15 protein-coding genes are annotated in these 14,287 nt (G+C 44.6%); all 15 read left to right on the top strand.

The features are described 5' to 3' along the window. Window positions 1-166 precede the first annotated feature (166 nt). Window positions 167-763 (top strand): hypothetical protein, encoded by a 597-nt coding sequence (locus CE058_RS16970; RefSeq protein WP_048007937.1) that lies wholly within the window; start codon window positions 167-169, stop codon window positions 761-763. Between the two features lie 88 nt (window positions 764-851). Continuing rightward, window positions 852-1,091 (top strand): hypothetical protein, encoded by a 240-nt coding sequence (locus CE058_RS16965; protein WP_163144274.1) that lies wholly within the window; start codon window positions 852-854, stop codon window positions 1,089-1,091. A gap of 165 nt (window positions 1,092-1,256) precedes the next feature. Continuing rightward, on the top strand, window positions 1,257-2,546 hold the full coding sequence (locus CE058_RS16960; RefSeq protein WP_163144272.1) for a serine hydrolase: 1,290 nt from the start codon (window positions 1,257-1,259) through the stop codon (window positions 2,544-2,546). A gap of 77 nt (window positions 2,547-2,623) precedes the next feature. Beyond that, entirely contained in the window at window positions 2,624-4,891 is a 2,268-nt protein-coding gene (locus CE058_RS16955) for a S8 family serine peptidase (RefSeq protein WP_163144270.1), read from the top strand. 294 nt (window positions 4,892-5,185) lie between these two features. Then, window positions 5,186-5,407, top strand: a complete 222-nt coding sequence (locus CE058_RS16950; RefSeq protein WP_048007940.1) for an AtpZ/AtpI family protein — start codon at window positions 5,186-5,188, stop codon at window positions 5,405-5,407. 5 nt (window positions 5,408-5,412) lie between these two features. Continuing rightward, a complete protein-coding gene (locus CE058_RS16945) occupies window positions 5,413-5,787 on the top strand; it encodes an ATP synthase subunit I (RefSeq protein WP_163144269.1) in 375 nt (124 codons plus the stop codon). 21 nt (window positions 5,788-5,808) lie between these two features. Beyond that, window positions 5,809-6,522: a F0F1 ATP synthase subunit A gene (gene atpB, locus CE058_RS16940; protein WP_048007942.1), complete on the top strand. Its 714-nt coding sequence runs from the start codon at window positions 5,809-5,811 to the stop codon at window positions 6,520-6,522. Window positions 6,523-6,597: 75 nt separating this feature from the next. Continuing rightward, on the top strand, window positions 6,598-6,810 hold the full coding sequence (gene atpE / locus CE058_RS16935) for a F0F1 ATP synthase subunit C (RefSeq protein ID WP_009332220.1): 213 nt from the start codon (window positions 6,598-6,600) through the stop codon (window positions 6,808-6,810). Between the two features lie 149 nt (window positions 6,811-6,959). Continuing rightward, the gene (locus CE058_RS16930; protein WP_163144267.1) at window positions 6,960-7,481 is read left to right on the top strand and encodes a F0F1 ATP synthase subunit B; all 522 of its coding nucleotides are present in this window, start codon (window positions 6,960-6,962) and stop codon (window positions 7,479-7,481) included. Next, window positions 7,478-8,014, top strand: a complete 537-nt coding sequence (locus CE058_RS16925) for a F0F1 ATP synthase subunit delta (RefSeq protein WP_163144265.1) — start codon at window positions 7,478-7,480, stop codon at window positions 8,012-8,014. The genes CE058_RS16930 and CE058_RS16925 overlap by 4 nt, the downstream gene beginning before the upstream one ends. A gap of 24 nt (window positions 8,015-8,038) precedes the next feature. After that, entirely contained in the window at window positions 8,039-9,547 is a 1,509-nt protein-coding gene (atpA, locus tag CE058_RS16920; protein ID WP_035327926.1) for a F0F1 ATP synthase subunit alpha, read from the top strand. Window positions 9,548-9,632: 85 nt separating this feature from the next. Next, on the top strand, window positions 9,633-10,490 hold the full coding sequence (locus CE058_RS16915) for a F0F1 ATP synthase subunit gamma (RefSeq protein ID WP_048007944.1): 858 nt from the start codon (window positions 9,633-9,635) through the stop codon (window positions 10,488-10,490). Between the two features lie 102 nt (window positions 10,491-10,592). Then, window positions 10,593-12,014, top strand: coding sequence for a F0F1 ATP synthase subunit beta (gene atpD, locus CE058_RS16910; protein WP_163144262.1), 1,422 nt, complete (start codon window positions 10,593-10,595; stop codon window positions 12,012-12,014). 22 nt (window positions 12,015-12,036) lie between these two features. Next, the gene (locus CE058_RS16905) at window positions 12,037-12,444 is read left to right on the top strand and encodes a F0F1 ATP synthase subunit epsilon (RefSeq protein ID WP_035327916.1); all 408 of its coding nucleotides are present in this window, start codon (window positions 12,037-12,039) and stop codon (window positions 12,442-12,444) included. A gap of 607 nt (window positions 12,445-13,051) precedes the next feature. Then, entirely contained in the window at window positions 13,052-14,218 is a 1,167-nt protein-coding gene (gene ftsZ, locus CE058_RS16900) for a cell division protein FtsZ (protein ID WP_048007946.1), read from the top strand. Window positions 14,219-14,287 lie beyond the last annotated feature (69 nt).

Below are 14,287 nucleotides of genomic sequence, written 5' to 3'. Positions count from 1 at the left end.
GAGATCAAATGACGTACTCATGGTTAAAGAAATGGCGGCAGTAATGACATCATTAATCGCAGAAAATGACCATGGTGGTTTTGTTGGCGGTTAGGTGGTTAGTCATGGGTAATGCCCGGCAGGAGCTGGGTGATCGGCAAGATACCAAGAAAGGTGCTGAAGGACGTTGGCAAATCAGTATTTGACAATGAAGGAGCTTAAAGAGGCACTTCCGGACATACCTGAGAATAGCTTAAAGCGTTATTTGCAGGAGCATGCAGAATACATAAATTATCGGAAGGAACATAATCGCTATAAAATCCAGGCTTCCGAAATTGAAAAGCTTAAATTTATCCGGAAATTATATTCAGATGGGCTTAAAAAAGAGGAAGTTACAGCAAAGCTTGAGGATGCAGGAATTCCGGTTATCATTACTGTGGAGGATGAGGAAGAAAGCAGCTCCACCTCCCTGATGAATGTGAATTCCGAACTGACAGATATGAAAAAGCTTGTCAGCTTCCTTGTACAGCAAAACGAGCAGTCCCGTCTTACCCAAAATAAAATAAGGGAACAAAACAAACAGCTGATACATGAGGTGCACGAGCTCAAACTCACAATTGAAGATTTAAGAAATGCCCATGCACAAGGCTATGAAAAAGAGAGCGAAAAAGTTACTTCCCTCTATGAAAAACTGATGGCGACACAACAGTCTGTAGAAGAAGTAGCCGGTGCATTAGAGGCTGAAAAAAGCAAAAGCATCTGGCAGAAGATATTTGGAAAGTAAAGGAATGCCCAAATTGCAAGATTAACGTTTAGACTGCTGTCTGCGGGGTATTGGCATAATGATTTTATATACCCGGGAGGTCGAATAAATGAGAGCATTAGCCGTTTTAGAAGGAGCATTGATTGTCTGGATCATCATGCTTGTGGGTTCATTAATGGGAACCTTCATGTCTGAAGGTTTTATCGCCCTGGTATTTAAACTGGCAGAAGGAAAAGGAATCCTGCTTACAGTATTACTGATAGTCGCGACCCTAGCGGATATGTGGAGAGATAAAAAGCGGGACCATTTAATTCAAAAAGGAAAACTGGAACCGAATCAGCTGTTTTAATACATAAAGGGAGAAAGCCATCATTCATTTGATGGTTTTTTTATAATCTAAAAGTACTATTTTCTGAAAATACCAAAAACTATATTGATAATCAACTGGAAGATAGATAGTATTAATTATACAGAATATTGTATATTGGTCAGTTTTTTAAAAGGAGATGAAGATTTGAAAAGGTTAAGGTTATTGTTAATCGTATTCACATTAGTTTTAAGTTCTGCAGCTTTTTCTGGAAATTTCGTGAATGCCAAGGAACGGTCCGGACAAAAATTAAGTCAAGCCCATCCGCAAAAGGCGGGCTTTGATCCGGAGAAATTGAAGGGTATTGATAAAGCCGTTACGGAGGCTATTGCGGATGGTGTTACACCTGGTGCAGTAGTTCTTGTAGCCAAGGATGGAAAGATTGTCAAAGAGGAAGCGTACGGATATGCACAAAAGTATGATATGGGGGAATTACTCGAGAACCCCAGAAAAATGAAAAAGAAAACAATGTTCGACCTTGCTTCCGTTACGAAGGTAATGGGAGCAACCCAGGGCATTATGAAACTTGTCAATGATGGGAAACTCTCAGTAAATGACAGGGTATCTGATTTTATTCCAGAGTTTGCCCAGCATGGGAAACAGGATATTACAGTAGCTGACCTGCTGACACACACCTCTGGTTTAACTCCCTGGAAGCCGACATACCTTTACGCGGATAATTCGGAAGAGGTACTGAATTATATAAACAAGCTGCCCCTTGAATACCCGACTGGCACAGACAGAAGATATAGCGATTTTAGCTTTATGATGCTGGGTTTTTTGATTGAAGAGATCAGTGGACAGAAATTGGATAAGTACTTAGAAGAAAATATTTATAAGCCCTTAAAAATGCATGATACGATGTTTACTCCACCGGACCATTTCAAGAAAAAGATTGCAGCTACCTCATGGGGAAATCCTTATGAGTATAAAATGATTGATGACCCTAATTTCGGGTACTATGTTGAAGAAAGCCCGGACATGTTCAAATACTGGAGAAATTACACCTTAGTCGGAGAAGTTAATGATGGGAATAGCTTTTATGGAAATAAAGGGGTTGCAGGCCATGCCGGTTTATTTTCGACAGCAAGGGACCTTGCTGTATTGGGCCAGACCATGTTAAATGGCGGAACATATGGGAAAACAAAAATGTATGATCAAGAAGTGATTGATACCTTTACCTCTCCTCAGCGCTTTGGCCAGGGATATGGCTGGGAGCTGGATAAAAGCTGGTATATGGGAGATCACTATTCTGACAAAGCTTTTGGCCATACTGGTTTTACTGGAACACAGGTTATTATCGATCCAGAGGAAAACCTTCAGATTATCCTGCTGACAAATAAACAAAACAATGGCCCTTTACCAAGCGGATCATACCGGAGCACAGGCGCTCTTTCCAAAGAAGTAGCCAATATTGTTTATGAATCCTTGAACTAGCCGTAATATTATATAGATATACGCATACAAGGCATCTATTCAGCCCACCCTAAAACAAAAAGAGGGTGGGTTTTCTAATGAAAAAATTCTTACTGTCCATAACAGTCTTATCCTTGTTTTGGAGTCAAACTCCCGTTTCTGCACGGACACTTTCACACCCGCCTATACCGGAAGAGTCACCTGATATAGAAAAAGTGGCCATTGTAGTACTGAAGGATCCAAAAAATGAACAGGAAATAAAACAAATGATAGAACAAAATCCTGATCTGCAAATCAGGCATACATTCAATCAGGCATTAAACGGCTTTTCAGTCAAAGGAAAGCCATCAGCACTGCAAAGCCTGCAAAGAATAGAGTCAGTCTCTGCTGTTTCACCGGTTAATACGTATCATGTTCATTCCCATGACAATATAAAGCTGATTGGCGGCCTGAATGCCAGAGGCTATTATGATGAAAATAATCAGCGCCTTACAGGCAAGGGTGTGAAAGTAGGCGTGATCGACACCGGTATTGATTATAATCATCCTGACCTGCGACGAAGCTATGGCGGCGGTCGCGATTTGGTGGATAATGATAGAGATCCGATGGAAACAAAGGCTGCCGGGGGACAAGGCACACTGCACGGCACTCATGTCGCGGGCATCATTGCGGCAAATGGCAGGATCCAGGGGGTCGCACCTGAAGCAACCATCATCGCCTACAGGGCTCTTGGACCAGGCGGAAGCGGAACAACAGAACAGGTGATTGCGGCCATCGAACAGGCCATAAAGGATAAGGTGGATGTGTTAAACCTTTCATTGGGAAATAACGTAAACGGGCCTGACCTTCCGATAAGCATGGCCCTGAATAAAGCAGTTGAAAAGGGAATAACGGCTGTCACTTCATCAGGCAATTCGGGACCGAATATTTGGACGGTCGGTTCTCCGGGAACAGCGTCGAAGGCTATTTCTGTCGGAGCCTCTACACCAACAATAAAGGTGCCATTTTTAAGCATAAAAGGACGTGAAATCCGCCTTGATCTGCTGCAGGGTTCAAAGGAATGGGAATTTGACCGCTCCTATGAAATGATCGATGGAGGACTTGGATATCCGGATCAATTGAAGAAAGCGGAAGGAAAAATAGTACTAATAGAAAGAGGGGAATTGACGTTTACAGATAAAGCTGTCCATGCCATGGAAGCAGGAGCAGAGGGTATCATTATCTATAACAATACAAAAGGCAGGTTCTTCGGAAATTTGGACAGCGAGGTTCCCATTCCGGCAGCGGCGCTTTCAAAGGAAGAAGGAGAGGAGCTCAAGAAGCTCATGAAGGAAGGAAGGCTCCTTGCCCGGACTAATATAATAGAAGAAAGGGACATACTGGCTGACTTTAGCTCACGCGGACCTGTTACATCCACTTGGGAAATTAAACCGGATGTTGTGGCACCGGGAGTCGCCATTAATAGCACCATTCCCGGCGGCTACCTGCCGCTTCAGGGAACAAGCATGGCCGCTCCGCATGTAGCAGGTGCTTGTGCGATCCTCAAACAAGCTCACCCCGACTGGGGGCCGGAAAAAATCAAGGCGGCACTTATGAATACCGCAAAACTTATTAGGACCGCGGATGGACAAACATATAGAACGTATGAGCAGGGGGCCGGCAGGATACAGCTTGATCAGGCGCTGACAGCAGAAACGCTTGTCTTCCCGGCATCCATGCAATTCGGGAAATTTCAGATCGCAGACAGGCTGCATGACCACAGCAGTTTTATAACGGTTGAAAATATAAGTGAAAAAACGCAGTCTTATTCCTTTTCCGTACCCTATAAGGAGCAGGGCATCAATTGGGAAATGCCTATGACGTTTCAATTGAACCCGGGTGAAAAGAAAAAGGTCGAAATAAAAATGTCAGCTGATCCGACCCTTTTACAGAAAAAGATCCATGACGGGTACCTTCTATTGAAAGCAGGTGCAGAGAGTATTCATATTCCATACCTCTATGTGCTGGAAGAGCCTGATTACCCAAGGGTGATGGGATTCGGAATCGGCAAAGGAGATAAGCCAGGCACGTATCGCTATGAGGTGTATCTGCCTGGCGGGGCGGAAGAATTCGGAATTGCGATGTTTGATTCGGAAAGTCTCCGGTTCATGGGATTTCTGGATTGGAAAAGAAATACCGGCAAGGGGCAGCTGCTGCAGGAAATCCCTGCTGAAAAGCTGCCCGGTCCTGGGCTGTACCTGGCAAAAGTGTTTGCCAAAAAGGCCGGAAGGGAAGACTGGATCGAAACTTATCTATTTGTGAGACCGGATGGCCAGCTGGGGGACCCGGAGCCTTCAGCAGAATCAGAAGAGAGTACAAGCAAGTAGAAATAAAGCGTTTTCAGGGGCGATGCAGAGTCTCGCTCCTTTTTCAATAGAAATCCGAAAATTAAATGTGATAAATATGTGAACATACCATATTTTTACCTTTTTGTTTGTGAACTTTTTCACTCCAAACGCATTGACATTGACAAAGCCCTATTGTATGCTTACAAAGGGTAAAAGATGATAGGGTTTTCAAAATATTTTTGCAGACATATTTCCCACTTCTGCATGATGTTTATATGTTTATTTACGGCCTCAAACCCTCTTACCATTCTCTTTAAGGGAGGATGCGTTTTTATGCGTCAAAAAGACCGCAACCCATTTAAGGCGATGGCCTTAATGTCCGCCATTCTTTCCCAGTTAGTAGGTTCCACGCTCATTGGCATTTTCGCTGGAAGATGGCTCGACAGCAAGGCAGGAACTGAGCCTTTATTCCTTTTAATCGGCTTGTTCATTGGGCTGGGCGCCGGGATTTACGCCATGCTTCGCCTAATCCAACATTTTTTCACAGGAGAATGAACATCATGCCGGAAATCAAAGCAACTTTTCAGAGACAGCGAAAATACATATTCCTTTTGTTGTCCGTATATGTTCTCGGCTGGGGTTTTACACCTTATCAATCTATTTTTCTTGGCTTGATCTTTGGTACAAGCTTAAGTCTGTTCAATTTGTGGCTTATTTCACGGAAGGCGCTGCAATTTGGAGAGGCGGTCGAGAAAGGCGAGAAGGTGCGTTCACTTGGAACGGTATCCAGGATGGCTACAGCAGTATTTGCTGTCATGATCGCTCTGGAATATCCTGAAAAGCTGCATCTGATCAGTGTGGTATTTGGATTAATGACATCCTATATTGTCATTATGATAGATTATTTTCTTCAATCTTTTCATTTACGTAAATAGCGGGAAGAGAGGTGAACACTATTGCATCATGAAGCTCCTATAGTGGACTTTTTAGGATTGAATTTTAACTTATCAAACGTACTGATGATTACAGTGGCAAGTGCTATTGTCTTCATTATTGCTTTGCTTTCAACCCGTCGATTGGCCATGAAACCAACGGGGATGCAAAATTTCTTCGAATGGGTTATGGATTTTGTTAAGAATATCATTAACAGTACGATGGACTGGAAGACAGGCGGAAGATTCCATATCCTTGGATTAACCCTGATCATGTATATTTTTGTTTCAAACATGCTTGGACTTCCGTTCGCGATCACTTATGATCACACTTTATGGTGGAAATCGCCAACAGCCGATCCTGTTATCACCTTAACATTAGCGGCAATGGTAGTCGGGCTTTCGCATTACTATGGCGTAAAGCTTAAAGGAGTAGGAGAATACGGCCGGGATTTTATCAGGCCAATGCCTTTCTTGTTCCCATTGAAAATCATTGAAGAGTTTGCAAACACTCTGACATTGGGACTTCGTCTCTACGGTAACATCTACGCAGGTGAAATCCTGCTGACATTGCTTGTCGGAGGACTTGCACATGCCGGTATAGGCGGAATGCTTGCCGCAGTTATACCAACACTTGTATGGCAGGGATTCTCAATCTTTGTCGGATCTATCCAGGCATTCATTTTCTGTATGTTAACAATGGTTTATATGGCACACAAAGTGAGCCAGGACCATTAATATATACCTGTTCATTTTATGGACAAAACATTTTAAACAAATAAATTTTCATACAATTTAAGGAGGAACTCAATAATGGGTCTTTTAGCAGCAGCAATTGCAATCGGTTTAGCAGCACTAGGTGCCGGTATCGGTAACGGTCTTATCGTATCAAAAACAGTTGAAGGTATGGCTCGCCAGCCAGAAGCTCGCGGTATGCTTCAAACTACAATGTTCATCGGGGTAGCACTAGTTGAGGCCGTTCCGATCATTGGCGTTGTTATCGCGTTCATGGTTATCGGCGGTTAATTAATACTGTACCAATCGTTCAAAAATGGCGAAGATCATTCCATGAACCTTCGCCATTCCTTTATGTCTTTTTACCGTAAACTAATTCGGAATCATGCATATGACTCCGTTTCATAAGTGGAACAACTCTTGAAGGGAGTGAATCGAGGGTGTTAACAAACAGTCTAGTATTAGGCGCTGCAGGCGGCGGTTTTAACGGCGGGGACATTTTGTACCAGCTGGTCATGTTCATTATCTTGTTGGCATTGCTGAAAAAATTCGCGTGGGGTCCGTTAATGGGCATTATGCAGCAGCGTGAAGAGCACATTGCCGGTGAAATTCAAGCGGCTGAAGAAAGCCGTACAGAAGCAAAGAAACTTTTAGAAGAGCAAAGAAACCTTTTAAAAGAAGCGCGTACAGAAGCGCAGGGCCTTATTGAAAATGCGAAGAAACAAGGCGATGTGCAGCGTGAGGAGATCGTTGCGGCTGCCCGCACTGAGTCTGAGCGCATTAAGGAATCTGCAAAGCTTGAAATCGAGCAGCAGAAAGAACAGGCGGTTGCCGCTATCCGCGAGCAGGTCGCTTCATTGTCTGTCCTAATTGCTTCCAAGGTTATTGAGAAGGAACTAAGTGCAGCTGATCAGGAAAAGCTGATCAATGAATACATTCAAGAGGCAGGAGAAAAGCGATGACGGGCTCCACAGTAGCAAAGCGCTACGCGTTGGCTCTTTTCCAGCTTGCGAATGAACACCAGCTTCTTGACCAAATGGAAGAAGAGCTTCGTGCAGTGAAAGAAGTAGTAAACCATAACTCAGATTTAAAGTCTGTTTTGAAATCTCCAAAGCTTTCAATTGAGAAGAAAAAAGAGATTTTAAAAGAAGCATTTGCATCTGTGAACACGTTTGTACTAAACACGTTAATGATATTAATTGAACGCCACCGTGAAGATCATATCTCTGATGTGGCAGATCATTTTATAATCCTTGCGAATGACAAAAAAGGGATCGCGGATGCAAAAGTATACACTGTCCGTCCGCTATCTGAAGCAGAGAAGGAAGCATTATCTGTGTCATTTGCAGCTAAGGTTGGGAAAAAATCACTTCGTATTGACAATATAGTTGATACTAACTTGCTCGGCGGCATCAAGCTTCGAATCGGAAACCGGATTTTCGACGGCAGCTTGCGCGGGAAGCTAGAGCGTCTTGAACGTCAATTGTTAGGCTAAGATTCGTAGATAGGGGTGAAACTCATGAGCATCAATGCTGAAGAAATCAGTGCGCTGATAAAAAAGCAAATCGAAAACTATCAGTCGGAAATTCAAGTGAGTGATGTAGGTACGGTTATCTCTGTTGGTGACGGTATCGCTCGTGCTCATGGCCTCGACAATGTCATGGCTGGAGAACTTGTTGAATTTTCAAACGGCGTTATGGGTATGGCACAAAACCTTGAAGAAAATAACGTCGGTATTATCATTTTAGGACCATTTACAGAAATCCGTGAAGGCGATGAAGTACGCCGTACGGGCCGCATCATGGAGGTACCGGTTGGTGAAGAACTAATCGGCCGCGTCGTAAACCCTCTAGGACAGCCAGTAGATGGCATGGGACCAATTAACACAACAAAATCACGTCCGATTGAAAGCCCGGCACCAGGTGTTATGGATCGTAAATCCGTACACGAGCCGCTTCAAACAGGAATCAAGGCGATTGACGCACTTGTTCCAATCGGCCGCGGACAGCGTGAGTTAATCATCGGTGACCGTCAAACAGGTAAAACATCCGTTGCAATCGATACAATCCTGAACCAAAAAGACCAGGATATGGTATGTATCTATGTGGCAATCGGACAAAAAGAATCTACAGTTCGTAATGCAGTAGAAACACTTCGTAAGCAAGGTGCACTTGATTACACAATCGTTGTAACAGCATCTGCATCACAGCCTGCTCCAATGCTATACCTGGCTCCTTACGCCGGTGTAACAATGGGTGAAGAGTTCATGTACAACGGCAAGCACGTTCTTGTTGTGTATGATGACTTAACAAAGCAAGCTTCTGCTTACCGTGAGCTTTCTTTGCTATTGCGCCGTCCTCCAGGCCGTGAAGCATATCCAGGGGATGTATTCTACTTGCACAGCCGCTTATTAGAGCGCGCTGCGAAGCTAAGCGATGCGAAAGGTGCAGGTTCAATCACTGCTCTTCCATTTATCGAAACACAAGCAGGCGATGTTTCTGCTTACATTCCGACAAACGTTATCTCAATCACTGACGGACAAATTTTCCTTCAGTCTGACCTCTTCTTCTCCGGTGTACGTCCGGCGATCAACGCAGGTCTTTCTGTATCACGTGTAGGTGGATCTGCACAGATCAAAGCAATGAAAAAGGTTGCAGGTACACTGCGTCTTGACCTTGCTTCATACCGTGAACTTGAATCATTTGCCCAGTTCGGTTCTGACCTTGATAAAGCAACACAGGCTAAACTTAACCGTGGTGCCCGTACAGTAGAGGTTCTAAAGCAGGATCTTAACAAGCCGTTAAAAGTTGAGAAGCAGGTTGCAATCCTTTACGCTCTAACTCGCGGCTTCTTAGATGACATTCCTGTACAGGATATTCGTCGTTTCGAATCTGAATTCCTTTCATGGTTAGACCATAACCGCAAAGATTTGTTAGACCATATCGTGACTACAAAAGAACTTCCTTCTGATGACGATATGGCATCTGCGATTAACGACTTTAAGAAAACTTTCGCAGTATCCGAATAATGGAGATTGCCTGGATGGGGAAGTGCTCCCCATCTAAGCAGCTCAATTCGGTTCTGACAAACTTGTATAAGGGTGGTGAGAACCTGTGGCATCATTACGCGATATAAAAAATCGTATTACTTCTACGAAGAAAACGAGTCAAATTACAAAAGCAATGCAGATGGTATCGGCTGCGAAAATGAATAAGGCAGAAATGAACGCAAGATCATTCGTGCCTTATATGGAGAAAATCCAGGAAGTTACGGCAAGCATCGCTTTGGGAAGCAAAGATGTCTCACATCCAATGCTGACCAGCCGCCCAGTCAAGAAAACTGGTTACCTCGTAATCACTTCTGACCGCGGACTTGCGGGAGCTTATAACAGTAACGTTTTGCGAAATGTCTACCAGACAATTCAAAAGCGCCATAAATCACCGGATGAGTATGCAATCATTGCAGTCGGACGTGTGGGCCGTGACTTTTTCAGAAAGCGCAATATGAACGTCATTCTGGATATTGTTGCTGTTGCGGACCAGCCTGCATTTGCTGAAATCAAGGATATTGCCAGCAAAACAGTTGGCATGTTCGCTGATGAGACATTTGACGAATTATATATGTACTACAGCCATTATGTCAGCGCGATTCAACAGGATGTAACAGAGAAGAAGCTTCTTCCGCTTACGGATATCTCCAGCTCGAAAAAGCTTACATCTTATGAGTTTGAACCTTCCGCTGAAGAAATTTTAAAAGTATTGCTGCCTCAATACGCTGAAAGCTTAATCTACGGAGCGCTTTTAGACAGTAAGGCAAGTGAACATGCTGCAAGGATGACAGCGATGCAGAATGCAACGGATAACGCTAAAGAGCTTATCAACTCGTTAAGCCTAAGCTACAACCGTGCACGTCAGGCAGCCATCACGCAGGAAATTACCGAAATCGTCGGCGGAGCAGCCGCGTTAGAATAATAAAAGTCCAGGCCATCAGGGCCGGGGATGAAGTTAAATAGAGATTTATTGCTGGAAGTCTTCCAGCTGTGCCTCTATTGAAATGAAAGAGGAGGGAAAAAGATGAACAAAGGACGCGTTCTTCAAGTTATGGGTCCGGTTGTTGACGTAAAGTTCGAAAGCGGCCAGCTTCCTGAGATCTATAATGCATTGACTGTTACAAACCCAGCGCGTAACGAATCTGAAGTTGACATCAACTTAACCCTTGAAGTTGCCCTTCATTTAGGTGATGATACAGTCCGCACCATTGCAATGTCTTCTACTGACGGCTTACAGCGAGGAAGTGAAGTTGTTGACTCGGGTGCTCCTATCTCTGTACCAGTAGGTGATGTAACACTTGGACGTGTATTTAACGTGCTTGGTGAATCAATCGACTTAGATTCTGCAATCGCTGCAGATGCCCGTCGTGATTCTATCCACAGAGAGGCTCCTAAGTTTGAGCAGCTTTCTACTGAAGTAGAAATCCTTGAAACTGGAATTAAGGTAGTAGACCTTCTTGCTCCATACATTAAAGGTGGTAAGATCGGTCTATTCGGTGGTGCCGGTGTAGGTAAAACCGTTTTAATCCAGGAATTGATCAATAACATTGCTCAGGAGCACGGCGGTATTTCCGTATTCGCCGGTGTTGGTGAGCGTACGCGTGAAGGTAATGACCTTTATCATGAAATGACGGATTCAGGCGTTATCAAGAAAACAGCGATGGTATTCGGCCAGATGAACGAGCCGCCGGGAGCGCGTATGCGTGTTGCCCTGACTGGTTTGACTATGGCAGAATTCTTCCGTGATGACCAGGGACAGGACGTTCTTTTCTTCATGGATAACATCTTCCGTTTCACACAGGCAGGTTCAGAGGTTTCAGCCCTATTAGGCCGTATGCCATCTGCCGTTGGTTACCAGCCGACACTTGCTACTGAAATGGGTAAATTACAGGAACGTATCACATCTACTAACGTAGGTTCTGTTACGTCCATCCAGGCGATTTACGTACCAGCCGATGACTATACGGATCCGGCTCCGGCTACAACTTTCGCCCACTTAGATGCAACAACTAACCTTGAGCGTAAGCTTTCTGAGATGGGTATCTACCCTGCGGTGGATCCACTTGCTTCCACTTCCCGTGCATTGTCACCGGAAATCGTTGGCGAAGAGCACTACTCAGTTGCACGCCAAGTACAGCAGACATTACAGCGTTACAGAGAACTTCAGGATATCATTGCGATCCTTGGTATGGATGAGCTTTCTGATGAAGACAAGCTAATCGTAGCACGTGCGCGCCGTATCCAGTTCTTCTTATCTCAAAACTTCCACGTTGCTGAGCAGTTTACTGGCCAGCCAGGTTCATACGTACCTGTTAAAGAAACAGTTAAAGGCTTCAAAGATATTCTTGAAGGCAAGTACGACCACCTGCCAGAAGATGCATTCCGACTTGTCGGCCGAATCGAAGAAGTAATCGAGAGTGCAAAGAAAATGGGCGTAGAGGTCTAATTCTGGACCAGGAGGGTAAAAAATGAAGACGATTAAAGTCAGTGTTGTTACTCCCGATGGCCCGGTGTATGAATCAGATGTGGAAATGGTAAGCACAAAAGCTCAAAGCGGTGAGCTTGGAATTTTACCTGGACACATTCCAATGGTTGCACCGTTACAAATTGGAGCCGTTCGTTTAAAAAACGGCGGAAAAACTGATTTCGTCGCAGTAAGCGGCGGATTCCTTGAAGTCCGTCCGGAGCAGGTAACGATTTTAGCGCAATCTGCTGAACAGGCAGATGAAATTGATGTAGAGCGTGCCGTTCGTGCCAAGCAGCGTGCTGAACAGCGCCTGAATGAGCAGAAGCGTGAAAACATTGATTTCCGCCGTGCAGAGCTTGCACTACAGCGTGCGATCAACCGTATCGAAGTTTCGGAAAGAAAGTTCTAATAACAATTCACAACACCTCCTGGCCTGGCTGGGGGGTGCTTTTGTTGTTGTATAGAAATTTGCAAAAATGAACTATGTGAATAACTTTGTGGAAGAGTGTCTGTTTCTAGCTCCAGCGCCTGCCCCCTCGAGGTTACAAGCATGTCTAGTTACGGCTCTTAGGGACTCGGGGTCATAGTCGATTCCTTTCAGAAGGAAAAATGCCTTCTTACAGAAGCCGTCTTATGCCTTTCGTCCCTGGGCAGTCGCCTCCACATTTCGGGCAATCCGCCCAGAAGGGTAAAGAACACCTTTCCGAGCGGCTCGTCTTGTGCTTGAGGCCCCCAGGACAAGGAAGGCTTCGTCAGCATAAATATCGCACGACCAAAAGCGACAGCTTTTGGGAGGAAGTGGCGTTCTTAGTCTGCGTTCATTCGTGAGCAAGGCGCTTCCGCTTTTGTTTCAGAAATATTTACCACCCAAATTTTAAGAAAATTTCCCCAAAAAAGAGATAAATCACTCGAATTCTTTTATATAGGCCTTTACAATAGAAGAGAGTAAACCTTTAAGGTTACTCTCTTTTTTAAAGCTATCATGCAAGTCTATTTGAATAAAAGGAGGAGCCGCAATGCTGGAGTTTGATACAAATATAGACCAATACGCTACGATCAAAGTCATCGGAGTCGGCGGCGGGGGGAATAACGCTGTAAATCGGATGATCGAACATGGAGTTGAGGGAGTAGAGTTTATCGCTGTCAATACAGATGGACAAGCTCTAAATCAATCAAAGGCAGAAGTAACCATGCAAATCGGTGCAGCCTTAACAAGGGGCCTGGGTGCTGGGGCTAATCCTGAAGTGGGCAGAAAAGCAGCTGAGGAAAGTGAAAGCCAGCTTCGTGAAGTGCTGAAGGGTGCTGACATGGTATTCGTTACTGCCGGAATGGGCGGCGGAACCGGAACAGGTGCTGCTCCTGCTATTGCACGCATTGCACGTGAAGTGGGTGCACTGACCATTGGTGTCGTAACCCGCCCTTTCAAATTTGAAGGACGCAAGCGTGCAGCCAATGCTGATGCAGGCATCGAAGCTATGAAAAAAGCTGTGGATACGCTAATTATAATTCCAAATGATCGCTTATTGGAGATTATTGATAAGAAAACACCTATGCTTGAAGCGTTTATGGAAGCTGATAATGTTCTTCGCCAGGGCGTTCAAGGCATTTCAGACCTGATTGCCGTTCCGGGTTTAATCAATCTTGATTTTGCCGATGTCAAAACAGTAATGTCCCATAAAGGAACAGCACTGATGGGGATTGGAATTGCCACTGGGGAGGACCGTGCGGCAGAAGCAGCCCGTAAAGCCATTTCAAGCCCGCTGCTTGAAACGTCCATTAACGGAGCCCGCGGCGTTATCATGAACATTACAGGCGGAGCAAATATCAGCTTATATGAAGTGCAGGAGGCTGCAGATATTGTTGCTTCTGCTTCAGATGAAGAAGTGAATATGATTTTTGGTTCAGTCATTAATGATTCCTTAAAGGAAGAAATTCTTGTTACGGTTATCGCTACCGGCTTCAATGAACAAGAGGAGTTAAGGGCGAAACCGAGTACAAGACCATCTGTAGAAAAAGAATATGAACATACATATCATTATGCAGAAGAACCAAGCAATCGCCGGCCGGTCAGAGAGCCCCGGGAATATCGGGAACCGGTGCAGGATAACTATCGTGTGCAGGCTGACCCGCAGGAAGAGTCACTTGATACACCGGCGTTCCTTAGAAACCGCAGAAGACGCTAATGATAGAAACAGGCTGCCACAAAGAGGGCAGCCTGTTTTTTTAGGTGAATTTTATCGCAGTCTAACGGG

This window comes from Bacillus sp. 22-7 (genome assembly GCF_010628845.1).
Classification (GTDB): Bacteria; Bacillota; Bacilli; order Bacillales; family Cytobacillaceae; genus Cytobacillus; species Cytobacillus firmus_B.
Note: the sequence above shows the minus strand (reverse complement) of the source record. Positions and strands in the feature narration are given on the sequence as shown.

Excerpts from the sequence above, each read along its gene's own strand:
- ftsZ (WP_048007946.1), top strand. The coding sequence starts at position 13,052 with ATGCTGGAGTTTGATACAAATATAGACCAATACGCTACGATCAAAGTC.
- CE058_RS16965 (WP_163144274.1), top strand. The coding sequence starts at position 852 with ATGAGAGCATTAGCCGTTTTAGAAGGAGCATTGATTGTCTGGATCATC.
- CE058_RS16955 (WP_163144270.1), top strand. The coding sequence starts at position 2,624 with ATGAAAAAATTCTTACTGTCCATAACAGTCTTATCCTTGTTTTGGAGT.
- CE058_RS16925 (WP_163144265.1), top strand. The coding sequence starts at position 7,478 with ATGACGGGCTCCACAGTAGCAAAGCGCTACGCGTTGGCTCTTTTCCAG.
- atpE (WP_009332220.1), top strand. The coding sequence starts at position 6,598 with ATGGGTCTTTTAGCAGCAGCAATTGCAATCGGTTTAGCAGCACTAGGT.
- CE058_RS16945 (WP_163144269.1), top strand. The coding sequence starts at position 5,413 with ATGCCGGAAATCAAAGCAACTTTTCAGAGACAGCGAAAATACATATTC.
- CE058_RS16905 (WP_035327916.1), top strand. The coding sequence starts at position 12,037 with ATGAAGACGATTAAAGTCAGTGTTGTTACTCCCGATGGCCCGGTGTAT.
- atpA (WP_035327926.1), top strand. The coding sequence starts at position 8,039 with ATGAGCATCAATGCTGAAGAAATCAGTGCGCTGATAAAAAAGCAAATC.
- CE058_RS16950 (WP_048007940.1), top strand. The coding sequence starts at position 5,186 with ATGCGTCAAAAAGACCGCAACCCATTTAAGGCGATGGCCTTAATGTCC.
- atpD (WP_163144262.1), top strand. The coding sequence starts at position 10,593 with ATGAACAAAGGACGCGTTCTTCAAGTTATGGGTCCGGTTGTTGACGTA.